The sequence below is a fragment of the Streptosporangium nondiastaticum genome (assembly GCF_003011965.1).
Classification (GTDB): domain Bacteria; phylum Actinomycetota; class Actinomycetes; order Streptomycetales; family Streptomycetaceae; genus Streptomyces; species Streptomyces nondiastaticus.
In genome coordinates this window covers 1-23,287 of sequence record NZ_PXWG01000032.1, presented here as the reverse complement: position 1 = coordinate 23,287, position 23,287 = coordinate 1, and the positions used below count along the sequence as shown (strand labels likewise).

General features: G+C 73.3%; 24 protein-coding genes and 1 pseudogene. 11 read left to right on the top strand and 14 right to left on the bottom strand.

Annotated features, from left to right (window positions below; translation table 11 throughout):
* Positions 1-138: 138 nt before the first annotated feature.
* From B7P34_RS14905 to B7P34_RS14885, 4 genes are all read right to left on the bottom strand, one after another.
* Positions 139-1,035 (bottom strand): hypothetical protein, encoded by an 897-nt coding sequence (locus B7P34_RS14905; protein WP_223267858.1) that lies wholly within the window; start codon positions 1,033-1,035, stop codon positions 139-141.
* 168 nt (positions 1,036-1,203) lie between these two features.
* Positions 1,204-2,268: an N-acetylglucosamine kinase gene (locus B7P34_RS14900; protein ID WP_106676688.1), complete on the bottom strand. Its 1,065-nt coding sequence runs from the start codon at positions 2,266-2,268 to the stop codon at positions 1,204-1,206.
* A 199-nt stretch (positions 2,269-2,467) separates the two neighbouring features.
* Positions 2,468-3,145, bottom strand: a complete 678-nt coding sequence (locus tag B7P34_RS14890) for a uracil-DNA glycosylase (protein WP_106676684.1) — start codon at positions 3,143-3,145, stop codon at positions 2,468-2,470.
* A 190-nt stretch (positions 3,146-3,335) separates the two neighbouring features.
* A complete protein-coding gene (locus B7P34_RS14885) occupies positions 3,336-4,430 on the bottom strand; it encodes an NADH:flavin oxidoreductase/NADH oxidase (protein ID WP_106676752.1) in 1,095 nt (364 codons plus the stop codon).
* A 163-nt stretch (positions 4,431-4,593) separates the two neighbouring features.
* Here B7P34_RS14885 and B7P34_RS14880 point away from each other — a divergent pair, with 163 nt between their 5' ends.
* Positions 4,594-4,968 carry an ArsR/SmtB family transcription factor gene (locus B7P34_RS14880; RefSeq protein ID WP_106676682.1) on the top strand — a complete coding sequence of 125 codons (375 nt, stop codon included), beginning with the start codon at positions 4,594-4,596 and terminating at the stop codon, positions 4,966-4,968.
* Positions 4,969-4,989: 21 nt separating this feature from the next.
* Here B7P34_RS14880 and B7P34_RS14875 read toward each other — a convergent pair whose 3' ends face one another.
* The 6 genes from B7P34_RS14875 to B7P34_RS14850 form a co-directional block, all read right to left on the bottom strand.
* The gene (locus B7P34_RS14875) at positions 4,990-6,348 is read right to left on the bottom strand and encodes an FAD-dependent oxidoreductase (RefSeq protein ID WP_106676680.1); all 1,359 of its coding nucleotides are present in this window, start codon (positions 6,346-6,348) and stop codon (positions 4,990-4,992) included.
* A 174-nt stretch (positions 6,349-6,522) separates the two neighbouring features.
* On the bottom strand, positions 6,523-7,140 hold the full coding sequence (locus B7P34_RS14870) for a TetR/AcrR family transcriptional regulator (protein WP_106676678.1): 618 nt from the start codon (positions 7,138-7,140) through the stop codon (positions 6,523-6,525).
* 196 nt (positions 7,141-7,336) lie between these two features.
* Entirely contained in the window at positions 7,337-8,032 is a 696-nt protein-coding gene (locus B7P34_RS14865) for an HAD family hydrolase (protein WP_106676676.1), read from the bottom strand.
* Between the two features lie 9 nt (positions 8,033-8,041).
* Positions 8,042-8,746 (bottom strand): phosphatase PAP2 family protein, encoded by a 705-nt coding sequence (locus tag B7P34_RS14860; protein ID WP_106676675.1) that lies wholly within the window; start codon positions 8,744-8,746, stop codon positions 8,042-8,044.
* 153 nt (positions 8,747-8,899) lie between these two features.
* Complete coding sequence (locus tag B7P34_RS14855; RefSeq protein ID WP_106676673.1) at positions 8,900-9,850, bottom strand: M56 family metallopeptidase; 951 nt, start codon at positions 9,848-9,850, stop codon at positions 8,900-8,902.
* 86 nt (positions 9,851-9,936) lie between these two features.
* On the bottom strand, positions 9,937-10,521 hold the full coding sequence (locus tag B7P34_RS14850) for a DUF5134 domain-containing protein (protein WP_106676671.1): 585 nt from the start codon (positions 10,519-10,521) through the stop codon (positions 9,937-9,939).
* A gap of 227 nt (positions 10,522-10,748) precedes the next feature.
* Between B7P34_RS14850 and B7P34_RS14845 the strand changes: the two genes are divergently transcribed.
* Positions 10,749-11,291, top strand: coding sequence for a GNAT family N-acetyltransferase (locus B7P34_RS14845; RefSeq protein WP_106676669.1), 543 nt, complete (start codon positions 10,749-10,751; stop codon positions 11,289-11,291).
* A gap of 115 nt (positions 11,292-11,406) precedes the next feature.
* On the opposite strand, the gene B7P34_RS14840 is transcribed toward B7P34_RS14845, so the two are convergent.
* The 3 genes from B7P34_RS14840 to B7P34_RS14830 are packed head-to-tail and all read right to left on the bottom strand — an operon-like array spanning position 11,407 to position 14,005.
* Positions 11,407-12,159, bottom strand: coding sequence for an amino acid ABC transporter ATP-binding protein (locus B7P34_RS14840; RefSeq protein WP_106676667.1), 753 nt, complete (start codon positions 12,157-12,159; stop codon positions 11,407-11,409).
* Positions 12,156-13,073, bottom strand: coding sequence for an amino acid ABC transporter permease (locus tag B7P34_RS14835; protein ID WP_106676665.1), 918 nt, complete (start codon positions 13,071-13,073; stop codon positions 12,156-12,158). The genes B7P34_RS14840 and B7P34_RS14835 overlap by 4 nt, the downstream gene beginning before the upstream one ends.
* Positions 13,070-14,005 (bottom strand): ABC transporter substrate-binding protein, encoded by a 936-nt coding sequence (locus B7P34_RS14830; RefSeq protein WP_106676663.1) that lies wholly within the window; start codon positions 14,003-14,005, stop codon positions 13,070-13,072. Before B7P34_RS14830 ends, B7P34_RS14835 begins: the two co-directional genes overlap by 4 nt.
* 369 nt (positions 14,006-14,374) lie before the next feature.
* Between B7P34_RS14830 and B7P34_RS14825 the strand changes: the two genes are divergently transcribed.
* From B7P34_RS14825 to B7P34_RS14815, 3 genes are read left to right on the top strand one after another with little or no spacing between them, the layout of a single operon-like run.
* On the top strand, positions 14,375-15,772 hold the full coding sequence (locus B7P34_RS14825) for a DUF6421 family protein (protein WP_106676661.1): 1,398 nt from the start codon (positions 14,375-14,377) through the stop codon (positions 15,770-15,772).
* Between the two features lie 23 nt (positions 15,773-15,795).
* Positions 15,796-16,557 (top strand): SDR family NAD(P)-dependent oxidoreductase, encoded by a 762-nt coding sequence (locus B7P34_RS14820; protein ID WP_106676659.1) that lies wholly within the window; start codon positions 15,796-15,798, stop codon positions 16,555-16,557.
* Positions 16,554-17,624 carry a threonine aldolase family protein gene (locus B7P34_RS14815; protein WP_106676657.1) on the top strand — a complete coding sequence of 357 codons (1,071 nt, stop codon included), beginning with the start codon at positions 16,554-16,556 and terminating at the stop codon, positions 17,622-17,624. The genes B7P34_RS14820 and B7P34_RS14815 overlap by 4 nt, the downstream gene beginning before the upstream one ends.
* Before the next feature lie 115 nt (positions 17,625-17,739).
* Here B7P34_RS14815 and B7P34_RS14810 read toward each other — a convergent pair whose 3' ends face one another.
* On the bottom strand, positions 17,740-18,471 hold the full coding sequence (locus B7P34_RS14810; protein ID WP_106676655.1) for a lysophospholipid acyltransferase family protein: 732 nt from the start codon (positions 18,469-18,471) through the stop codon (positions 17,740-17,742).
* A gap of 310 nt (positions 18,472-18,781) precedes the next feature.
* Between B7P34_RS14810 and B7P34_RS14805 the strand changes: the two genes are divergently transcribed.
* The 6 genes and pseudogenes from B7P34_RS14805 to B7P34_RS38590 all read left to right on the top strand — a co-directional run.
* The gene (locus B7P34_RS14805; RefSeq protein ID WP_223267857.1) at positions 18,782-19,108 is read left to right on the top strand and encodes a thioredoxin family protein; all 327 of its coding nucleotides are present in this window, start codon (positions 18,782-18,784) and stop codon (positions 19,106-19,108) included.
* 104 nt (positions 19,109-19,212) lie between these two features.
* Complete coding sequence (locus B7P34_RS14800) at positions 19,213-19,839, top strand: flavin reductase family protein (protein ID WP_223267856.1); 627 nt, start codon at positions 19,213-19,215, stop codon at positions 19,837-19,839.
* Positions 19,840-20,051: 212 nt separating this feature from the next.
* Positions 20,052-20,816 carry an electron transfer flavoprotein subunit beta/FixA family protein gene (locus tag B7P34_RS14795; RefSeq protein WP_286157477.1) on the top strand — a complete coding sequence of 255 codons (765 nt, stop codon included), beginning with the start codon at positions 20,052-20,054 and terminating at the stop codon, positions 20,814-20,816.
* Between the two features lie 57 nt (positions 20,817-20,873).
* The gene (locus B7P34_RS14790; protein WP_106676649.1) at positions 20,874-21,836 is read left to right on the top strand and encodes an electron transfer flavoprotein subunit alpha/FixB family protein; all 963 of its coding nucleotides are present in this window, start codon (positions 20,874-20,876) and stop codon (positions 21,834-21,836) included.
* Positions 21,837-21,980: 144 nt separating this feature from the next.
* Positions 21,981-23,243, top strand: coding sequence for a DUF6986 family protein (locus B7P34_RS14785; protein ID WP_146166821.1), 1,263 nt, complete (start codon positions 21,981-21,983; stop codon positions 23,241-23,243).
* Positions 23,209-23,287, top strand: a pseudogene (locus B7P34_RS38590) (DNA-binding response regulator); the annotation flags it as partial. The gene B7P34_RS14785 and the pseudogene B7P34_RS38590, both read left to right, overlap by 35 nt.

The following is a 23,287-nucleotide window of genomic DNA, read 5'->3' as shown; positions in this document are numbered from 1 at the left end:
ACCGGGCCCGGGAACGCCGAGAGGGGCTCTCCGCAGTGCGGGAGCCCCTCTTCCGGGAAACGGACGGGCCGAGCGGTCAGACGGTAACGGCACCTTCTGGTCGCAGGACCCGTGCGGAAACGCAGCAGGCGGGGACGGTCAGCGCGCCGGGCTCTGGGCCGGCTGCACGGGTATGCCCAGCACCTCCGCGTACTTGGCCAGGACGAGCTTGCCGATCGCCGGGTAGGCGCCGAGCGGAGCGGCCGCCGCGCAGTCCGCCTCCTTCGCCGCGGCGTCCGCGACGCCCTCGGCGATCTCCGGGCCGATGAGGCCGGGGGCCAGCGCCAGGTTCCGGGAGCCGGAGCCGCGCAGCTGGTCGGCCGCGCGCGCGATGTCGCCCTCGACGTCGAGAGCGGCCGCGAGGACCGGCACGGCGAGGCGGGCGGAGAGCAGCATGCCGCTGATCCCGGCGGCCTGCACGGACTCCTCGCCGCCGACCGTCGCCAGGATGACCCCGTCGGTCGCCGTTGCAACTGTGAACAGTCGCGCGCGGTCGGCGCGGGCCAGACCGGCCTCCGACAGGCGGACGTGCAGGGCCTCCGCGAGCAGCGGGTGCGGGCCGAGCGCGTCGGTGAGCTCGGCGGCGGAACCGCTGCTCATGACGGACTGGCGGATGCGGCGCAGGAGGGCGTTGTCGGGGCCGGCCAGGAGCGGCACCACGATGGCCGGGGGCCACTGGTCCCAGGCGTCGGCGGCGCCGTCCTCGGCACCGGCTTCGCGGGCTTCGCGCGCGCGAGCGGTGCGCTGCGCGGCGGCGTAGGCGAGGACGGACTCGAGGGACGGGTAGCCCTCCGTGCTGCCGTCGGCGTCCACGTAGCCGATGCGGGCGTCGAGGCCCGGGAGCTCGGAGCGCGCGATGCTGAGGACCTCCTCGGCGAGGAGGCGCGTCGCCGTGTCGGGGAGCCCCGGAACGGCGAGCACCAGCGGCGGCGCGCCGGCGGGGGCGGCCGCCGGCTCCGGCCGCCGGTGCCGTCCGGGCTGACGGGGTCGCGGCATTCGTACAGGCAGGCCAGGCGCAGGCCCTGTGGGGGAGCTCATGGCGCCGCATGTTAGTCGTTCAAGGCACTCGGCCGTTCGGGTGGGGGCGTCCCGGTGGTGTCTGTCCGGATTTATTCGCCCAAAAATACGCTCATCGCAGAAGCGTACGGACGTGGTCGGAAGTGCTCAGCAAACGATGTGCAGCATCGGCGGATCGGCCGGCAGCAGCAGACTGTCCGTCAGCAGGGCTTCGGCCATGCACAACGCGCCGTCCAGCGGCTCACCCGCCGCGGTGACCGGACGCGCGTGGGGAAGTTGCAATTGCAACTCCTCGTGCAGGGGTGCGAGCAGGGGAGTGCCCATACGGAGGAGGCCCCCGGTAACGGCCACGTCGCAGGCTCCGCCCGTCCCATACACCCCATCGGCCGGATCCGCCAGACCTGCCTGCCGACCGGTTGCTGCCGGGGTCGCGTCCCGGCCGGGCCCGGGCGCCGGGCAGACCGCCGCGGCAGCCTCGGCGATGTGCCGGGCCGCCCGCCGCAGGATGTCCGCCGCCACCGGGTCGCCCGGGGCGCACCGGGACACCTCCGGGGCGAACGAGGCGAGGACGGCGGGCCGGTCCGCCCGGGGATACAGTGCGGCGGGCAGCTCCGGCGGCGGACCGAAGACCTCCCGCAACCGCTCCAGCAGGGCGGGCGAACCACCGGCCCGCCCGTCGTACGCCCGCATCGCCGCCTCCAGCCCGGCGCGGCCGATCCAGGCGCCGCTCCCGCAGTCGCCGAGCAGGTGGCCCCAGCCGTCGGCGCGCCGCCAGCCGCCCTCCGCGGTCAGGTCCGTGCCCACCGCGATCAGCCCGGTGCCCGCGGCTACGACGGCACCCGGCCGCTGGCCCAAGGCGCCCGCGTAGGCGGTGACGGCGTCCGAGGCCAGGGCGAGCCTGCGCACGCCGAGGCCCTCGCGCAGGGCGGAGGGCAGGACGGCGCGCAGGTCCGCGCCGAGCGAGACCATGCCGGCGGCGCCCACGCAGACGGCCTCGCAGCGCTGCGCCCCGGCCCGCGCCAGCAGGCTCCGGGCCGCGGGCAGCACCTGGCCGAGCAGACCCCGGGCGTCGACGCCCCGCTCACCGACGGCGACCGGGACGGAGGAGGACCAGGTCAGGTCCGGGCCGTTGCCCGGGACCGGGCGCAGGGCGACGCGAATCCCCGAGCCGCCGGAGTCGACGCCGAGGACGTGACCGGTCGCCGGGCTCACCGGGCCGCCGCGTCCCTCGCCGGCACGGCCGCAGCGGACACGGCGGATGCCGCCGGCACCGCGGGCGCCACCGCGGAGGCCGGCCCGGTCATCGCGGAAGCCGTCACCGCGGAGGCCGGCTCAGGCGTCACGGAAGCCCGCGCCGGGGAGGCCGGCCCGGTCACCATGGAAGCCGTCACCGCGGAGGCCGGCGCAGGCATTACGGGAGCTGCCAGTCCACCGGGGCCGCGCCCTGGCGCGCCAGCAGGTCGTTGGCGCGGCTGAACGGCCGCGAGCCGAAGAAGCCGCGGTCGGCCGACATGGGGGAGGGGTGCGCCGACTCCACGGACGGCACCTGCCCCAGCAGCGGCCGCAGATTGCGCGCGTCGCGCCCCCAGAGGATCGCCACCAGCGGCCGCCCCCGTTCGACCAGCGCCCGGATCGCCTGCTCGGTGACCTCCTCCCACCCCTTGCCGCGGTGCGCGGCGGGCTTGCGCGGGGCGGTGGTCAGCGCCCTGTTGAGGAGCAGGACGCCCTGCCGGGTCCACGGCGTGAGGTCGCCGTTGGACGGCCGCGGCAGCCCCAGGTCGGTGTGCAGCTCGCGGTATATGTTCTCCAGGCTGCCGGGCAGCGGCCGCACCTCGGGCGCCACCGAGAAGCTCAGCCCGACGGCGTGCCCCGGCGTCGGGTACGGGTCCTGACCCACGATCAGCACCCGGACGTCGTCGAACGGCTGCTGGAAGGCGCGCAGGACGTTGGCGCCCGACGGCAGGTACGTGCGGCCCGCGGCGATCTCGGCGCGCAGGAAGTCGCCCATCGCGGCGATGCGGCCGGACACCGGCTCCAGGGCCTTCGCCCAGCCCGGTTCGACGATCTCGTGCAAAGGTCGTGCAGCCACAGCTGCCGCCCCTCCCTGTAAACAGACTGCTGGCAGTTGCGCAAGTCTAGGATCGTACGCGAGGGAGGGGCCGCGCCCGCATCCCGGCTCCGGGGGCCGGCCGGGCGGGGAGCAGCGCCTGAGCCCGCCCGTTCCCGCCCGCGGATTCAGCCGTACGTGTGGCACACGGGCCGTTGCTGCCCCTTGCGTCTCAGACGGCCCAGCCGTACTGGTCGGGCATGCGCTTCGCCGCGCCGAGCGCGGCCGCCGCACGGTGGGGCCAGTACGGGTCGCGGAGCAGCTCGCGGCCGAGCAGGACGGCGTCGGCGTCACCGGCGGCGAGGATCTTCTCGGCCTGCTGCGGCTCGGTGATCAGGCCGACCGCGCCGGTCGGCAGGCCGGCCTCCTCGCGGACCCGGCGGGCGAACGGCACCTGGTAGCCGGGGCCGGTGGGGATGCGGATGCCGGAGGCGATGCCGCCCGTGGAGACGTCCACCAGGTCCACGCCGCGGACCCGCAGCTCGCGCGCGAGGCGCACGGTGTCGTCGGCGGTCCAGGCGTCGCGCCCGTCCTCGGGGTTCTCCGCGACCCAGTCCGTCGCCGACGTCCGGAAGAACACCGGCAGTTCCTCCGGCCAGACCGCGCGCACCGCTTCCACGACCTCCAGCGCGAAGCGCGCCCGGTTCTCGAAGGAACCTCCGTAGGCGTCGGTGCGCCGGTTGCTGAGCGGGGACAGGAACTCGTGGATGAGGTAGCCGTGGGCGCCGTGCACCTCCACGACCTGGAAGCCGGCGGCCAGGGCGCGCTGCGCCGCCTCGGCGAATTTCCGCACGATCTGCTGTATCCGGTCCACCGTCAGCTCGTCGGGCACGGGGTGGCCCTGCGCGAACGGCAGCGCGCTCGGGGCGACCGGCCGCCAGCCCTCCTCCGGGCCCACCGGCTTGCCGCCGCGCCACGGCCGGTCGGTGGCCGCCTTGCGGCCGGCGTGCCCGAGCTGGATGCCCGGCACGGTGCCGCGCTCCTTGAGGAAGGAGGCGATGCGGCGGAGCGCCCCGGCCTGGGTGTCGTTCCAGAGCCCGAGGTCGGCCGGGCTGATGCGGCCCTCGGGGCTGACCGCGGTCGCCTCCACCAGGATCAGCCCCGCGCCGCCGGTCGCGCGGGCTGCGTAGTGCGCGAAGTGCCAGTCGTCGGCGACGCCCGCGCCCGGTCCGAAGACCTCGGCGCTGTACTGGCACATCGGGGCCATCCAGATCCGGTTGGGAAGGGTCAGCGAGCGCAGGTCGTACGGGGTGAAGAGTGCGGGCATGGCGGTCACGGCAGTCACAGCGGGCTCCTCCAGGTGCGCCGGGGGTCTCCACGGCGAGGTCAGTCGTACGATAACTCTCGTAGTACGATGGATGTCAAACTACGAGGGTCCTCGTACAATGGGGGAGCCGCGGAGATCCCCGGCGGACCTTGGAGGAGCAGCCGTGCCGGCGCAGAGAGAGCACAAACAGCCGTCGCCGAGCGGTCGTTCCCTGGAGCACCCGGACCGCGCGGACATCCGCCTGGAGGGCGTGCTGCACGCGCTCTCCGACCCCATGCGCCTGCAGATCGTGCGCGACCTCGCCGCGGTGGAGGGCGAGTTGAACTGCTCGGTCTTCGACCTTCCGGTCAGCAAGTCGACGACGACCCACCACTTCCGCGTGCTGCGCGAGAACGGCGTGGTCCAGCAGATCTACCGGGGCACCGCGAAGATGAACGCCCTGCGCCGCGACGACCTCGAAGCGCTCTTCCCCGGGCTGATCGGTTCCGTCCTCACCGCGGCGTCGCTCCAGGCCACCCGCCTGGAGGCCGCGTCCTGACGGGACTTCCGGCCGCGGCGGTCAGCCGCCGGTGCGGGCCGCGGACAGCAGCCCCGCCCAGTCCGGGATCTTCACCGGCCCGCGCCCCAGCCGCCGGCCCAGAGCGGCCTCCGCCGCCTCGATGCCCAGCCAGCCCGGCCACTCCACGGGCTGCCGTCCCGCGGCCCGCAGGGCTGCCTGCGCCTCCTCGGCGGTCACGGGCGAGCGCCCCGCGAGCGCCCCGGCATCGGCCAGCAGGGACGCCACCGTCTCCTTCGCGCACGAGCGGTTCGTGCCGATCACGCCCGTCGGGCCGCGCTTGATCCACCCCGCCACGTACTCGCCGGGCGACGGCACGCCGTCCCGCAGCACCCGGCCTTCCGCGTGCGGCACGGTCCCCAGCTCGCCGTCGAACGGCAGGCCCGCGATCGGCACTCCGCGGTAGCCCACCGAGCGCAGCACCAACTGCGCCTCCACGTCCTCGAACTCACCCGTCCCGGCGATGCCTCCGCGGCCGTCCGGGACCGTCCGCTCGAAGCGCACGGCACGCACCGCGCCGTCGCCGAGCAGGGCTACGGGCCGGAGGAAGAACCGCAGGTGGATGCGGCGCGGGCGGCCCGCCGGAGGCCGCTCCGCCCAGTCGCTCAGGACCTCCACGTTGCGCCGCGCCGCAGCGGGCAGCCCGCCGGGGTCGGCCCAGGCGGGGTCGAGCGCCGCCTCCCCGGCCCGGACGAGCGTCTCCGCGCCCGGCAGCGTGCCCAGTTCGCGCAGCTCCTTGGTGGTGAACTTCGCCTGCGACGGCCCGCGCCGGCCCACCATGTGGATATCCGTCACCCGGCTCTCCGCGAGCGCGCCCAGGGCGGCGTCCGGCACGTCGGTGTGGTGCAGTTCGCCGGGGCCGCGTCCCAGCACGCGGGCCACGTCGACGGCGACGTTCCCCACGCCGATGACGACCGCGGAGCGCGCGTCGCCCAGCGCGAACCCGCCGGGCAGGGCGTCCGGATGGGCGCTGTACCAGGAGACGAACTCCGTGGCCGAGAAGCTCCCGGGCAGGTCCTCGCCCGGGATGCCCAGCCGCCGGTCGGTCGCGGCCCCGACGCAGTAGACCACCGCGTGGTACAGCTCCAGCAGCCTGCGCGGCGCGAGGCCGCGGGGGCCGTCGCCCACCGGGACGTTGCCGAAGAACCTGATGTCCGGGTGCTCCATGGCGGCCCGCAGGTTGTTCTGCAGCGACTTGATCTTCTCGTGGTCGGGCGCGACGCCGTAGCGCACCAGCCCGTACGGGCAGGGCAGCCGGTCCAGCACGTCCACCGTCACGCCGGGGACGTCCCGCTGCTGCACCAGGGCCTGGGCGGTGTAGACCCCGCTCGGCCCCGAGCCGACGACGGCGATGCGAAGCACGGTGGGCCCCTTTCCGCGGATCTCCGCAGACGTCCCGCGGATCTCCGCAGGTGTCCCGCGGATCTCCGCAGGTGTCCCGCAGGTCCCTCCAGGATCGCACCGGGGGGCGCGGGACGGCAGGGCGACGGGCGGGCATGGCCGGTTAGGGAGGGCCGGACGGGGCGGGGCAGCGGCTCAGGTGCCCGCGGGCGGGGGCTCGGGACCGGGCGGGACGCCCAGCTCCCAGTCGAGCCCGTAGCGCTGGAACAGCTCCGCGCGCAGGCGTTCGAACGGCATGGGCGCGCCCGGCAGCAGGACGGCCACGACGGCGCCCATCAGCAGTGCGCGCAGCAGCGGGTAGTCCGTGTCCGGGTCGGGCGAGCCGTAGGCCTCCACCGTGTCGTGCAGCAGGTGCGCGAGGCGCTGCTGCTCGGGACACTGGATGAATCCTTCCGCCTGGAGGATTCCGGCCATGTGGGTGCGCATCAGCAGCGGCCGGTCCCGCGCGAGCCCGAGGATCGCGTCGATCGCGCGGGCGAGGCGCTCGCGGCCGTCCCGGGCGCACGGGGCGCGCTCCAGGCCGGCCTCGAGCTCCAAGTGCATCACGCGGTGCACCGCGGACTGCAGCAACTGCCGCTTGCCCGGGAAGTAGTACGAGACGAGGCCGCGCGCCGTGCCCGCCCGGTCGGCGATGTCGGCGAGCGTCGTCGCCTCGTACCCGCGTTCACCGATGAGCTCGACCGTCGCCTGGAGCAGCCGCTCACGGGAACGGCGGCGCATCTCCTCGTTGGCCGACGCGCTGCGCGGGGACATTCCATAACTCCTGCGTTGACTGGCTCCGGGCCAATATACTCAGGAGCTGACCGGCCGTCCTGCCCGCCCCCGGCGTGGTACGACTCCGGCGTGTCGGCTGGCCTGGGCGGCGCGGGGGACCGCCCAGACCAGCGTGGCGGCTCATCCGGCCAGGGGCCTCGGCAGCGGGCTTCGCCGGCGGGCCTGCCTGCGGCCGTCAGCCGACCAGCCCGAGCACCGGCCGCAGCCCCGCCGGCCGCTCCTCGACCGGCAGATGGTCCACCAGATGCACCGCACAGCCCAGCGCGGCGGCTCCCCCGTCGGCCCGGCGGTCATCCCCCACCATCAGCGCCTCCCCGGGAGTGAGGCCGAGCGCCTCACAGGCCGTCAGGAACAGCCGTGGATCGGGCTTCTGCACACCGTGCTCGAAGGACAGGACATAGGCGTCCACGAACGCGTCGAGGCCGTGCGCCCGGAACACCGGCCGCAGATCCCAGCCGACGTTGCTGACCACGGCCGTGCGCACGCCCATCTGCCGGAGCTCACCGAGGACACCGGCCGCATCGGCGTACGGGCGCCAGGCCGCCGGCTCCAGGTGACGCTCGTACAGCGCGTCGTAGATCTCGGGCCGGGGCAGCGGCACCTCGCGCGCCAGCCCGGTGTACGCGGCACGGTGCTCCTCCGCGCTGCGGTCGCGCGCGGCCCACACCCCGGTCAGATGCGGTGGTACGGAGCGCGGGTGCGGTCCGCCGGGAAGCGCGCCCGCGTCCTCCAGCCGCCGTGCGGCCCCGGCCGCTTCGGCCTCGCTCATCCGTATGCCCGTACGCTCCAGAGCCGCGGTCAGCCACGACACGGCCGACTCGATCCGGAACAGCGTGCCGGAGAAGTCGAAGAGCACTCCCTTGACCGTCATGACGCCCCCTCAGCCCTTGTCCGCCCGCCTGTCCGTCAGAGTCTCGAACAACGCCGCGGAAACCGCCACCAGCGCCCCGCCCAGCAGCCATCCGCCCACGACGTCCGACATCCAGTGGACCCCCAGGTACAGCCGGGTGAAGCCGACTCCGAGCACCGACACCGCTGCGACCGCCGCAGCGGCCCGCAGCACCGCTGCCCGGACGCCGTGCCGCCGCAGCAGCCACACGAGGAGCCCACAGGTGACCGTGGCCGTCAGGGCGTGCCCCGAGGGGAACGCCGCGTAGTGCGCGGTCACCACCGGGTCCGGCCAGCTCGGACGGGCCCGCCCCACCGCCGCCTTGAGCCCCTGCTGGAGACCGGTGCCCAGGGCCGACGTGCCGGCGACCCAGGCGCAGAGCAGCCAGTCGCGCCGCCGCACGAGCCACAGCACGGCGACGGCCAGGGCGGCGCGCATCGTCCAGGGGTCCCACAGCCGGTCGGAGAGCACGCGGACGCACCGCGTCCAGCCGGGGTGCTCCACGGCCACGGGGTGCAGCCCGTCCGCGATCTGCCGGTCGAGCGAGACGAGCGGTTCCCACGCGGAGGCCACCAGGGCCAGCAGCACGCAGAACACGGCGGCGAGGACGAGGCCGGTGCGGATCGCCACCGGCCGTGCGGGCGGGCGGGAAGGGGAGCCGGGGAGTGCGGGCGAAGGCCGCGGCGGGGCGTGCATGGGGCGATCGTGGCCCATGGGACGCCGGCAGGGCCACCCGTTCGCAACGACCGCTCGCTCCCGGCGACCGTGCCCGCCCCGCACCCCACGGGCCGGAGAGCCCTGCGAGCCGGAGAGCCTTGCGAGCCTGAGCGCGCTACGAGCCTGAGCGCCCTACGAGCCGGACCGGCTCAGTGCGCTCAGGCCCGGCATGAACGTGACCAGCAGCGGGACGGCCGGCACCAGGGACGCCACCGCCGTCAGCCGCAGCCGCCGCGCCGCCGTCAGCCGGGGCGCGGGGGCCAGCAGCCGCTGCACCCGCGTCGGCACCTGGGAGAGCTGCGACGGGCACGGCCCGAACACCCCGCGGTCCTCGTTCAGCTCCACCAGGGCCAGCGCGGTCGTCAGCCGGCCGAAGCGCCGCGACGCGGCATCGTCCGCCGCCAGCTCCACCAGGTGGTGCACCTGGTCGCGGAACGCCGCGAACACCGGCACCTGCGGGAAGCCGTTCGCGAGCGCCGAGGAGACGTGCAGCAGCCAGTGGTGCCGGGCCCGGGCGTGCCCCTGCTCGTGGGCCAGCACCGCATCCAGCTGCGAGCCCTTGAGACGGCGCAGCGCACCCGTCGTGATCACCAGCTGAGGGGCCGGGCCGCCGGGCAGCCACCAGGCGTCCGGGCGGTCGCCCTCCAGGACCACGAGCCGGTCCCCGCCGGGCTCCTCGCCGGGCAGCAGAGGGGAGCGCACCAGCAGTTCCGCGTGGCGCCTGCGGCGGCCGGCACGTGCCCAGCGGATCTCGCGGCTCAGCATCCACGCCGTCCAGGCGGCACCGCCCGCCAGCGTCAGGGCCAGCGGCGCGGCCCACGCGGCGTAGACGGTGAGGGCGTACGCCTCGACCACGCCGTGCGGCGCGGCGGCGAAGACGTGCCCGCGCACGGCCTCCCAGGCCGCGGCGGCGCTCAGCGCCATGGCAAGCAGACAGCACAGCAGCACGGCCGCCACCGCGCACTGCCACACCCACAGCGCCACGACCGGTTCGCGGTCCGGCCAGTCGGAGCGCGTCAGCACGCGCGGCGCCAGCGCCGCGACCAGTGCGCCGAGGACCAGCAGGGCGAGCGGGACCATCATGGCCGTCAGCCTATGAGCGGCGGGACGGGCAGGGGTACGGTCCCGTACGCGAAGTGACGCATGCCACGGGCGGCCGGGGGAGGCGCTCAGAGCGTCAGCAGCATGGCCAGCATGCCGATGCCCATGGACAGCCGGCACGCGTGCGTGAGGTCCGGCCGGCCCGGCCAGGTGAGCTGCCCCGAAGCGACGGTGACGGGGACGAGCACGGCCACCGTGCGGACCACGTACACGGCGAAGTACACCAGCAGCAGCCCCGTCAGCAGCGGGGTGCCGGCCGGCTCGTGCGCCGCCGCGGCGTGCCCGGCCGTGCCCGCGTGCACGCTCCGGCCGCCCACGGGGCCGCCGGCCATCGCCAGCGCCATGTAGACCATGGCGAACGCGCCCACGGCGTGGTGGAGATGAGGGGTGTCCAGGCGGCTCCGGGCCACGGCCACCAGGGTGTGCACCCCCGCGGCCCCGAAGACGACGGCGAACAGCAGGGCGCCCCACGGCCGCGTGTCCAGGACCGTGGCCGGAACGGCCATGGCGGCCATGCCGAGCCCCATCAGGGCGTCGCTCCCCACGGCCCGGCGCTCGCCCCCCGGGCCCGCGTGGACCCGCACCAGGCAGTACGCGCCCGTCGCGGCGCACAGCGCCACCAGCAGCCAGCCGATCAGCGGCGGTCCGTGCACGGCACACCTCCCCGGACGCCCAGACCCACCTCCGGTTGATTCCCACGGGAACGAATGCACATGGGGGCGCATGGGCGCACAGGAGAAGGACCGGAGGGGGCGATGTGCGCCCGCGCACGCGCGGTGGCACGTCAGGGGCGCGAAAGCGGGCGGCCGCCGCGCACCGGGGCCGGGTTAGTGTTCACGTGGAGCCGGAACCGCCGTACGGAGAGGACCCCAGGAACACGATGGACACCATCAGCAGCACCGAGACGAGCTTCCGGGACGCGACCGTCGACGACGTGCCCGTTCTCGTGGCGCTCGTCGAGTCGGCCTACCGCGGTGACGCGAGCCGCGCCGGCTGGACGACCGAGGCGGACCTGCTCGACGGCCAGCGCACCGACCCCGACGGAGTCGAGGCCGTGGTGACGGACCCGGCGAGCCGGCTGCTGGTGGTCGAGCGGGACGGCCGCATCGTGGCCTGCTGCCAGCTCGAACACCGGGGCGAGCACGCGTACTTCGGGATGTTCGCCGTCAGCCCGGAGATGCAGGGCGGAGGGCTCGGCAAGGTGGTCATCGCGGAGGCCGAGCGGCTCGTCCGCGCCGAGTGGGGCGCCACCGAGATGCACATGACCGTCATCAAGCAGCGTGACGAGCTGATCGCCTGGTACGAGCGCCGGGGCTACCGGCGCACCGGGCGGATGAGCCCGTTCCCGTACGGGGACGAGCGTTTCGGCATACCGCAGCGCGACGACCTGGAGTTCGAGCTGCTGATCAAGGAACTGGCCTGACGGCACTGTAAGGGGCGCTGGTCATTGAGCAGCGCCCCTTACTCCTTCTCACTTCGGGGACCCTTCCGTCTTCGAGGGCCCTTCTCGCTCCGAGGCCTCGCCCCTCACGGACGGCTCACAGCCGGCCCGCCTCCACGATCCGCCGCAGGAACCGCCTGGTGCGCTCCTCGCGAGGCCGGCCGAAGACCTCCTCGGGCGTGCCGCGCTCCAGCACGACCCCGCCGTCCAGGAAGCACACCTGGTCGGCGACGTCCCTGGCGAAGCCCATCTCGTGCGTGGCGAGCACCATCGTCATGCCGTCGTCCTTGAGGTCCCGCACGACGCCCAGCACCTCGCCCACCAGCTCGGGGTCGAGGGCCGCCGTGATCTCGTCCAGGAGCAGCAGCCGCGGCCGGCCCGCGAGCGCGCGGACGATCGCCACGCGCTGCTGCTGGCCGCCGCTGAGCCGGTCGGGGTACTCGCCCGCCTTGCCGCCCAGCCCGAGCCGCTCCAGCAGCTCCCCGGCCCGTTCCTCGGCCTCCGCGCGGGGGACGCCGTGCACCCGCCGCGGGGCCAGCGTGATGTTGTCGAGCACGGTCATGTGCGGGAAGAGGTTGTACGCCTGGAAGACGACGCCGATGCGGCGGCGGACGGTGTCCGGATCGACGCGCGGGTCGGTGATGTCCTCGCCGTCGAGGAGGATCGCCCCGTCGTCGATCTCCTCCAGCAGGTTCGCGCAGCGCAGCAGCGTCGATTTGCCGGAGCCGGAGGCGCCGATGAGGGCGGTCACCGTGTGCGGGGCGACCTCCAGGTCCACGTCGCGCAGCACGACCGTGCCCCCGAACGTCTTGCGCACCGCTTCGAGGCGCAGCACGGGCTGCGTGCTCATACGATCCCTCCCTGTGCCCGCCGGCGGTCCGTCCGCGCCGTGACCCAGTCGGTGAAGCGGGTCATGGGGATGGTGAGGGCGACGAAGATGAGCCCGGCGACCACGTACGGCGTGTAGTTGAAGCTCTTGCTCGAAAGGATCTGGGCCGCGTAGACGGCGTCGACCGCGCCGGCGATCGAGACGAGCCCGGTGTCCTTCTGCAGCGAGACCAGGTCGTTCAGGAGCGGCGGCACGACCCTGCGCACGGCCTGCGGGAGGATGACGAACCGCAGGGTCTGCCGGGCGCTGAGGCCCAGCGAGCGGGCGGCGGCGCGCTGGCTGGGGTGCACGGACTCGATGCCCGCGCGGAAGACCTCGGCGACGTACGCCGAGTAGGTCAGCACCAACGCCGTCCCGCCCAGCAGCACCGGGTCCGTCGTCACTCCTTGCAGGCGCAGCGCCGGGACGCCGAAGACGACCATCAGCAGGCAGATCACCAGGGGCAGCCCGCGGAAGAAGTCGGTGTAGGCGGTGGCGAGCGCGCGCAGCGGGAAGAAGACCGGCCCGCGCAGGGTGCGGGCGACGGCGATGAGCAGGCCGAGGACGAGCACGGCCGCTCCGCACACGACCAGCAGGCGGAGGTTCAGCCACAGGCCTTCCAGGACCTTGGGCAGCGCTTCGCGCGCGTAGTGCCCGTTCAGAAACGTTTCACGGGTGCGCGGCCAGCCGGGGGAGTTGACGACGGCCAGGAACAGGACGGCGCCCGTCACCAGGGTGCTGCAGGCGGCGACGGCCGTGGCGCGGCGCGCCCGGGTCCGTTTGAAGCGCTCCCGTTCGAGGCGGCGCGCGGAAGGCGTGTAGGTGTCCGGGGCGGTGTCCTTCACCAGGGACGGCGCGGCGTCCCCGGGCCCGGCGGCCGCTTCCCCGGCGCTCACTTCAGCACCGGGGCGTCGGCGGCCTCGGAGAGCCACTTCTTCTCCAGCCGGGCGAGCGTGCCGTCCTTGCGGAGGGAGTCGACGGCGCCGCTGACGCACGAGGTGAGGCGGCTGCCCTTGTCGAGGACGAGACCGAACTGCTCGGGCTTGCCGCCCCCGGCCTCGAACTGGCCGACGATCTTGGCGTCCTCGATCTCGGCGGAGGTGATGTAGAAGGCGGTCGGCAGGTCGACGACGATCGCTCCGACCTGGCCGTTCTTGAGCGCGGTCTTCGCGTAGTCGTTCTTCTGGAAGACGGCGGGCTTCTCGCCGGGCTTGATGACGTCGTTGATGACGTCGAGGCTGGTGGTGCCGACCTGGGCGCCGAGCTTGACGTGCTTGAGGTCGTCGGCGCTCCTGGCCTTGGCGGCGGGGGAGTCCTTCAGGGCGATGACGGCCTGGCGGACGTCGTAGTAGCCGGAGGAGAAGTCGACGGCGCGGCGGCGCTCGTCGCTGACGGAGACCTGGTTGAGGTCGACGTCGAACTTCTTGGCCCCGGGGGCGACGGCGGTGTTGAAGGGCACGGTCTGCCAGACCACGTCGGCCCGGTCGTACCCGAGCCGCTCGGCGAGGGCGTAGGCGACGGCCGATTCGAAGCCCTTGCCGTTCGAGGGGTCGTCGCCTGCGAACCAGGGCGCGTAGGCGGGCTTGTCGGTGCCCACGGTCAGCTTGCCGGGGAACTGTGTGGCCAGTTTCCCCTTCGTGCAGGCGGCCGCGGCGGGCGGCGCCGCGGAGGACTTCGAGGAGCCGGAGCCGTCGTCGTCCTGGGGAGCGCAGCCGGTGGCGGCCGCGAGGAGGACGGCGAGGCAGGCGGCGGCCGGGGCCGTGCGGCGGGCGGGGGAGGGCGCGGCCGGGGCGGCGGTGCGGCGCGTGGGCCGGTTGGCGACGGGCATGGCGCGAGACTGGCAGCGTGATCACCGGTCTGTCCAGGTCAGATCACCGACCGTCCGCATACCGGAAGACTGTTGCACGTTCGTGAATTCACCGGCGGCGGGCGGGTAGGCCCGGAGGATGCGGGCGAGCGGGCCCGGGGCCGCCCGGACGGCCGGGAATGGCCGGAACTCGACTAGGACAGTGCACGTGACTGCTGGGGCCGATGTGTCGGAATTGTGGATCCGGGAACACGTATGGCGGAGGCGTGCAGGAAAAACGGCGGCCTGACCTGGGGGTCGGCAGGATAATTTGTGGCCTCCCCTCTTGAGCAGGAGAAGCGTGCACGGATACGGTGTCTTAACGCCAAGTTCTCCCGAGGAGGAGCAGCCATGACGGAAATCCTTGCGTCGACGGCGATACGGGCCGACAAATCGACCGCCGAGCCGGTGATCGATCACGCCGCGTGGGCCGAGCTCAAGGACGCCGTGGAAACAATCCGGCCGTGGCAGTCCCGGGACGGCTCCATCGACTTCACCGCGGAGGACGCACCACCGGGCGAGGCGGTACGGGCCCAGCTGGACCGCGTCGTCACGGCGATCGAGCAGCTCTCGCCGCTCGTGCCGCACGACGCCGCGTACCACGAGGCCCTCGTGGCCGACCTGCGCCGCTGGGCCGAGGCCGGCTTCGGCGTGCCCGACTTCCTGGACTCGCTCCTCGCCTTCCAGCCCGCCGCGCAGCGCGCCGACGGCCTCCAGCACCTCGTCGTCTTCCCGATGTACACGCAGAACGGCAACCCCGACCGCAACCTCGAGGCCGTCGTCCTGCGCGTCGTCTGGCCCGAGTGGCTCGCCGAGCTGGAGCGCACCCGCTACGACAACCCGCTCTTCCTCGGCATCACCTTCGAGGACTTCACCGCGGGCTACGACACCAACTCCGCCGTCCTCTTCCCGGAGACCATCGCCGTCCGCGAGGCCCCCGAGCGCTTCACCTGGGGCGGCATCTTCTGCGACCGCGAGGCGGCCCGCTTCCGCCGCGTCACCGAGGCCGCCGTCTCCGCCCTCTGCCTGGAGCTCCCCGCCGACATCCAGGACATGGTCGGCGACCAGCACCGCTGTGAGCAGGCGTTCGTCCTGTGGGACATGGTCCACGACCGCACCCACAGCCACGGCGACCTGCCCTTCGACCCCTTCATGATCAAGCAGCGGCAGCCGTTCTGGATGTACGGCCTGGAGGAGCTCCGCTGCGACCTCACCGCCTTCAAGGAGGCCGTGAAGCTGGAGGCCGAGGGCAACGCGCACGGCCGCGACGTGCAGTACGCCGTCCTCTTCGACCGGATGTTCCGCTTCCCGGTCACCGGTGACCGCGTCCGCAACTACGACGGCCTCGGCGGCCAGCTCCTCTTCGCGTACCTCCACCGCCACGACGTCGTACGCTGGACGGACAACACCCTCCACATCGACTGGGACCGCGCCCCGCGGATCACCAACCAGCTCTGCGGCGAGATCGAGAAGCTCTACCGCGACGGCATCGACCGCCCCAAGCTGGTCCACTGGCTCGCCGCCTACGAGCTGGTCTCCTCCTACCTCCCCCCGCACCCCGGCTCCGTCTGGGCCAAGGGCCCCGAGGCCCTCGACCTCACCCAGCCGCCCCGCAAGCTCGTGGACGACGTGCTCCCGGACGAGTTCCCGCTCAGCATGTTCTACGAGGCGCTTGCCAAGAAGCTGCGCCACGTGATCGCCTCGACCAAGGGGATCACCGCGGCGAAGGCCGAGCGGGTGGCCGCGTGAGCGAGCAGACGAAGGAGACGACCATGAGCACTCCCACCAACGGCAACGGCCCGCTGGACGGCGCCGTCGTGGCAGTGGCGGGGGCTGCCGGCCCCGCGGGCCGCGCCACGCTGCTGCGCCTGGCCGAGGCCGGGGCGACGGTCGTCGCCGCCGACGCGGACGCGGCCCGCCTCGCGGAGGCCGTCGACGCCGCCCGCTACGCCCACGGCGGCGCCACGGTCACCGGTGACACCGTCGACCTCCTCGACCTGGAGGCCACCCGCAGCTGGGTGGACCGCACCGAGAAGGAGTTCGGCCGCATCGACGGCCTGGTCCACCTGGTGGGCGGCTGGCGCGGCTCGGCGACGTTCGCCGAGACCGACCTCGCCGACTGGGAGCTGCTCGAGAAGCTGCTCATCCGCACCGTGCAGCACACCTCGCTGGCCTTCGAGCCGGCCCTCCAGCGCAGCGGAAACGGCCGGTTCGTGCTGATCAGCGCCGCGGGCGCCAGCAAGCCCACCGCGGGCAACGCCGCCTACTCCGCCTCCAAGGCCGCCGCCGAGGCGTGGACGCTCGCGCTCGCCGACTCCTTCCGCAAGGCGGGGGGCGAGGGCGCGCCGCCGGCCGCCGCCACCATTCTGATCGTCAAGGCACTGGTGCACGACGCCATGCGCGCCGAGCGCCCGAACGCGAAGTTCGCGGGCTTCACCGACGTCAAGGACCTCGCCGAGGCGATCGTCGGCGTCTGGGAGAAGCCCGCCCAGGAAGTGAACGGAACCCGTCTGTGGCTGACTCCGCAGGTATGACCAGCAAGACCGACGCCATACGCCGCCACGACCCCGAGGTGCGCGGCTTCGCCAGCGACAACTACGCGGGCGCCCACCCCGAGATCCTCGCGGCGCTCGCCGTCGCCAACGGCGGGCACCAGGTCGCCTACGGCGAGGACGACTACACCGCCCACCTCCAGGACGTGATGCGCGGGCACTTCGGCCCCACCGCCGAGGCGTTCCCCGTCTTCAACGGCACGGGCGCCAACGTCGTCGCCCTCCAGGCCGCGACCGAGCGCTGGGGCGCGGTCATCTGCGCCTCCTCCGCGCACATCAACGTCGACGAGTGCGGCGCGCCCGAGCGCGTCGGCGGGCTGAAGCTGCTGCACGTGCCCACCGAGCACGGCAAGCTCACCCCCGAGCTCATCGACCGCGAGGCGTTCGGCTGGGACGACGAGCACCGCGCCCAGCCGCAGGTCGTCTCGATCACCCAGACCACCGAGCTGGGCACGTGCTACACGCCCGAGGAGATCCGGGAGATCTGCGACCACGCCCACGAGCGGGGCATGAAGGTCCACCTGGACGGCTCGCGCATCGCCAACGCCGCGGCCACCCTGGGCGTCCCCCTGCGGGCCTTCACCACCGACGCCGGAGTGGACCTGCTCTCTTTCGGCGGCACCAAGAACGGCCTGGTCTTCGGCGAGTGCGTCGTCGTCCTCAACCCGGACGCGGTGCGGGCGATGAAGCACCTGCGCAAGATGTCCATGCAGCTCGCGTCCAAGATGCGCTTCGTCTCGGCCCAGTTCGAGGCCCTGCTCAGCGGCGACCTGTGGCTGCGCAGCGCCTCGCACGCCAACGCCATGGCCGCGCGCCTGGCCGAGCGCGTACGGACCGTCGACGGCGTGGAGATCCTCCACCCGGTGCAGTCCAACGCCGTCTTCGCCCGGCTCCCGCACGACGTGAGCGAGCGCCTGCAGAAGCGCTACCGCTTCTACTTCTGGGACGAGGCGGCCGGCGACGTCCGCTGGATGTGCTCCTTCGACACCACCGAGGCCGACGTCGACGCGTTCGCGGCGGCCCTGGCCGAGGAGATGGGCCGGCAGTAGCAGCAGCTGCCCGCCCGGCGAAGGCGAAAGGGCGCCCGGCCGCGTGTGCGGCCGGGCGCCCCTTGCCGTGACGTCAGGCGCCCCTTTCCGTGACCGGGTGCGCTTCGGGTGCGCTCTAGCGGCGCCGGTCCATCGCCGCCGCCAGGTCGGGCGAGGGCGCCGTGCCGCCGAGGTGCGCCGGGATCCACCAGGTGTCGTCCGCGTCCTTCGGCCGCACCGGGTAGGCGCGCTGCGCCGCCTCCAGGAGCTCCTGGACGCGGGAGCGCAGCCGGTCGCTGAGGGTGTCCGGGTGCTCGCCGGGCTCGGGGGTCATCGGCTCGCCGACCCGTATCGAGATCGGCACGTGGTTGCGGCCCAGGTCGCGCTTGTGGCCCTTGGTCCACAGCCGCTGCGTGCCCCACAGCGCCATCGGCAGCAGCGGCACCCCGGCCTCCTGGGCGAGCCGCGCCGCGCCGGACTTGAAGTTCTTCAGCGTGAACGACTGCGAGATCGTCGCCTCCGGGAACACCCCGATGATCTCTCCGGAGCGCAGGGCGGACAGCGCGTGCTTGTAGGCGTCCATGCCGGCCGCGCGGTCCACGGGGATGTGCTTCATCGCGCGCATCAGCGGCCCCGACACCTTGTGCCGGAACACGGACTCCTTGGCCATGAACCGCACCAGCCGCTTGGCGGGGCGGGCGGTCAGCCCGCAGAAGACGAAGTCGAGGTAGCCGATGTGGTTGCTCACCAGGACCGCCCCGCCCCGCGCGGGGACGTGCTCGGTGCCCTGGATGTCGAAGCGCAGGTCGAGCGCCTTGAACATGGTGCGGGCGACACCGATCACCGGGGGGTAGACGAGCTCTGCCATCGGGGGAGGATCCTTCCGGGCCTGGGGAGGAGGGGGGTCTCCCGGGCTAAGTTACGCGGCCGTAGGGTTCGGCTTCTGCCAGATCGTGCCCGAATGCCCGGCCCGGGTGCCAGCGAGGACGGCCCCGAGGCCGGGAGATCCTCATCACGTCGCCGCGGGGAACGAGGAATTTTCTCCGGGCCGCATGGTGCTGCACCGGTGGACGCGGAGACCCGCGAGGCCCGCAGAACTCGTAGAAATGCGGGGAAATGTAGTGAAACGCGGGAAATGCGAAAAAGCGGAAAAGGCGCGACGGAAAGAGGGACCGAGGGTGCGCGAGGGCGACGACGGGCTGCGGCTGGGGGCCGCCGACATCGGCGGGGAGCTCGGGGCGCGGGCCACGCTCGTCCAGTTCTCCAGCGCCTTCTGCCAGCCCTGCCGGGCCACCAGGCGGACCCTGGAACAGGTCGCGGGCATGGTCGAGGGGGTCGCACACGTCGAGGTCGACGCGGAGGCGCACCTCGCGCTCGTGCGGGCCCTGGACATCACCGCGACGCCGACCGTCCTCGTCCTCGACGCCGCGGGCCGCGTCGTGCGCCGCGCCGCCGGCCAGCCGCGCAAGGCGGACGTCATCGCGGCGCTCGGGGCGGCGGTGTGACCGGCCGCGGGAATCCCGTCCCTCCGGCCCTCCCCAGTGATCCCTCTCCCATCTCCAGGGCCGCCCTTGACGCTCCGCACCGCGAATCGTCAGTGTGACGTTATGTGGCCAGGACCGACGATGTCCGCAACGACCGTGCCCGCGCCGACGATCCCGTGACGACGATGCCCGCGACGACCGTGACGACCGTACAGACCGGCTCGACCCAACAGCAGAAGGACAGTTCCATGACGGCCATGCCCGGGCTCGGCACCTCCCTCGCCACTCCTGAACTGCTGCGCTCCGTCTTCCGCAGGCACGCCGCCGGAGTCGCCGTGATCACCGCGCAGGGCTCGCGCCCGGTCGGCTTCACCGCCACGTCGCTCACGTCCGTCGCCGCCGAGCCGCCCCTCGTCTCCTTCGGCGTGGGCACCGGTTCGTCCAGCTGGCCCGTCCTCGCCGAGGCCGAGCACGTCGGCGTGCACATACTCGGCGAGCACCAGAGGGAGCTCGCCGGGACCTTCGCGCGCAGCGGCGCCGACCGCTTCGCCCCGCCCACGAGCTGGCGCCCCGGCCCTGAGGGCGTGCCGCTGCTGGACGGCGTTCTGGCGTGGCTGGTGTGCCGCGTGGTGGCCCGGGTGCCCGCCGGGGACCACCGGGTCGTGCTCGCCGAGGTCGTCGCGGGCGACTCCGCCGGAGCGGGGCGCCCGCTCGTCTACCACCAGGGGCGCTTCAACGGTCTGCGGGACTGAGACGTCCCGCGTTCCGCGCGTTGGACAGATCACAGCCGACCGGCCTTGCGTCCGGGGGAACGGGTCGCTGTACTGACGAGTAACATTCCGTTCGAGGCGCGGCCCGCATCGGGCGGAATCCGCCCCACAAGGCGCCTATGCTGCCTGCCAAGGCAGCTACGAAGAGACGATGCAGTAGGAGAGCCGGCGTGAGCTTGAGGATCGTTGTCACTGTGAAGTACGTGCCTGACGCCACCGGCGACCGGCACTTCGCCGAAGACCTGACCGTCGACCGCGACGACGTGGACGGCCTGCTCTCGGAGCTCGACGAGTACGCGGTCGAGCAGGCGCTGCAGATCAAGGAGGCGGCCGACGACGACGCGGAGATCACCGTCCTGACCGTCGGCCCCGAGGACGCCAAGGACGCGCTCCGCAAGGCGCTGTCGATGGGTGCGGACAAGGCCGTCCACGTCGAGGACGACGACCTGCACGGCACCGACGCGCTCGGCACCTCGCTGGTGCTGGCCAAGGCCCTGGAGCACGTCGGCTACGACTTGGTCGTCTCCGGCATGGCCTCCACCGACGGCGGCATGGGCGTCGTCCCGGCGATGCTCGCCGAGCGCCTCGGCGTCCCGCAGGTCACCCTGCTCTCCGAGGTCAAGGTCGAGGGCGGCAAGGTCACCGGCCGCCGCGACGGCGACGCCGCCAGCGAGCAGCTGGAGGCCTCCCTCCCGGCCGTCGTCTCCGTGACCGACCAGTCCGGCGAGGCCCGCTACCCCTCCTTCAAGGGCATCATGGCGGCCAAGAAGAAGCCGGTTGCGTCCCTGGACCTCTCCGACCTCGGCCTCGAGGCCGAAGAGGTCGGCCTGGAGGGTGCCTGGACCAAGGTCGACGAGGCCGCGGAGCGCCCGGCCCGCACGGCCGGCACCGTCGTCAAGGACGAGGGCGAGGGCGGCAAGCAGCTCGCCGAGTTCCTCGCGGGCCAGAAGTTCATCTGAGCTCTCTGATCCCGAACGAACCGTCACCCGCCCCACTTTTCCAGCAGGAGCAACGCCATGGCTGAAGTCCTCGTCTACGTCGACCACGTGGACGGCGCCGTCCGCAAGCCCACCCTCGAACTGCTCACCCTCGCCCGCCGCATCGGCGAGCCCGTCGCCGTGCACCTGGGTGCCGGTGCGGACACCGCCGCCGCGACGCTGGCCGAGTACGGCGCGGTGAAGGTCCTCACGGCCGACGCCGCCGAGTTCGCCGACTACCTGGTCGTGCCGAAGGTCGACGCCCTGCAGGCCGCGGTCGAGGCCGTCTCGCCGGCCGCCGTGCTCGTCCCGTCCTCCGCGGAGGGCAAGGAGATCGCGGCCCGCCTCGCGGTCCGCATCGGCTCCGGCATCATCACCGACGCCGTCGACCTGGAGGCCGGCGACGAGGGCCCGGTGGCCACGCAGTCCGTCTTCGCGGCCTCGTACTCCACCAAGTCCCGCGTCACCAAGGGCACGCCGGTCATCACCGTCAAGCCCAACTCCGCCGCCCCGGAGGCCGCCCCGGCCGCCGGCACGGTCGAGCAGCTCGCCGTCTCCTTCGGCGAGAACTCCACCGGCACCAAGGTCGTCTCCCGCACCCCGCGCGAGTCGACCGGCCGCCCCGAGCTGACCGAGGCCGCGATCGTGGTCTCCGGCGGCCGCGGCGTCAACGGCGCCGAGAACTTCGCGATCATCGAGGCCCTGGCCGACTCGCTCGGCGCGGCCGTCGGCGCCTCCCGCGCCGCCGTCGACGCCGGCTGGTACCCGCACACCAACCAGGTCGGCCAGACCGGCAAGTCGGTCTCCCCGCAGCTCTACATCGCGGCGGGCATCTCCGGTGCGATCCAGCACCGGGCCGGCATGCAGACCTCGAAGACGATCGTCGCCATCAACAAGGACGCCGAGGCCCCGATCTTCGACCTGGTCGACTACGGCGTGGTCGGCGACCTCTTCGAGGTCGTCCCGCAGCTGACCGACGAGGTCAAGACGCGCAAGGGCTGATCCGTTCCCTTCGCCCTCGTGGACAGGCCCCCGTACGCCGTTGCGTACGGGGGCCTGCCTGTTGACCTGCCCCGGTGGCGTCGATAGTTTCGCCCGCGCGGGCGGTCGGTTCCGTGCAGCGGAAACGTGGAGGGTGGGCCAGCCATGGGACAGCGGCAGGAGTTGGTGGCGACGACCTTCACGGGGGCGGTGAAGGAACGTATCGGCGCTTCTCTCGCCTACGTCGACGCCGACCTCGCGCGCCGCTACCCCGGCGACACGGGTACGCGGCAGCCCGTCCACACCGTCTACGTCCCCGCCGACGTCGTCGCCGCGGACACGGTGCGGTTCTGGGGCGATCAGGCGCTGGACGCGCTTGAGGAGCACGCGCCCGACGCTTCTTCGCTCGCCGGCGTGCTCGGGCTCTCCGAGGAGCTTGCCGTTCCGGTTTACGAGCGGGTGCGCGCCAAGTTGCTGCGGGAGCCGGTGGAGGACCTCCGCATCGACTTCGAGGACGGGTACGGGCCGCGGTCCGACGAGGAGGAGGACGCGGCGGCGGTGCGGGCGGCGGGGCTTGTGGCTGCGATGGGCGGGGGCGAGGGCGGGGGTGGGAGTGGACAGCCTCCCTTCGTGGGTATTCGCATGAAGTGTCTGGAGGCTGCTGTCCGGGATCGTGGGATCCGTACGCTGGACATCTTCCTGACCGGGCTGATGGACGCGGGCGGGCTGCCGGCCGGGCTCATGCTCACGCTGCCCAAGGTGAGTTACGCGGAGCAGGTCGCCGCCATGGCCGAACTGGCGGGGGAGTTCGAGAAGGCGCGAGGACTGGAGCCGGGGCGCATCCGCTTCGAGATACAGATCGAGACCACACAGGCGGTGCTCGGGGCGGACGGGCGCGCCACGGTGGCGCGGATGATCGACGCGGGGGCGGGGCGGGTCGGCTCGCTGCACTACGGGACGTTCGACTACAGCGCGTCGTGCGGGGTCGGTGCGGCGTACCAGGCGCCGGACCATCCGGTGGCCGACCACGCGAAGGCCGTGATGCAGGTGGCGGCCGCGGGGACGGGGGTGCGGGTGTCGGACGGGTCGACGAACGTGCTGCCGGTGGGGTCGACGGCCCAGGTGCACGCGGCGTGGCGGCTGCACTTCGGTCTGGTGCGGCGGGCGTTGGCGCGGGCGTACTACCAGGGGTGGGACATGCATCCCGGGCATCTGCCGACGCGGTACGCGGCGGTGTACGCGTTCTACCGGGAGGGGCTGGGGAGCGCGGCGGCCCGGCTGGACGCGTATGTGAACCGGGCGGGCGGGGACGTGCTGGACGAGCCTGCGACGGCGCGGGCGTTGGGATGTCGATATGAAGGGACGCGTCCTTGTCGTCGACGACGACACCGCACTGGCCGAGATGCTCGGCATTGTGCTGCGTGGTGAGGGTTTCGAGCCGTCGTTTGTAGCGGACGGCGACAAGGCACTTG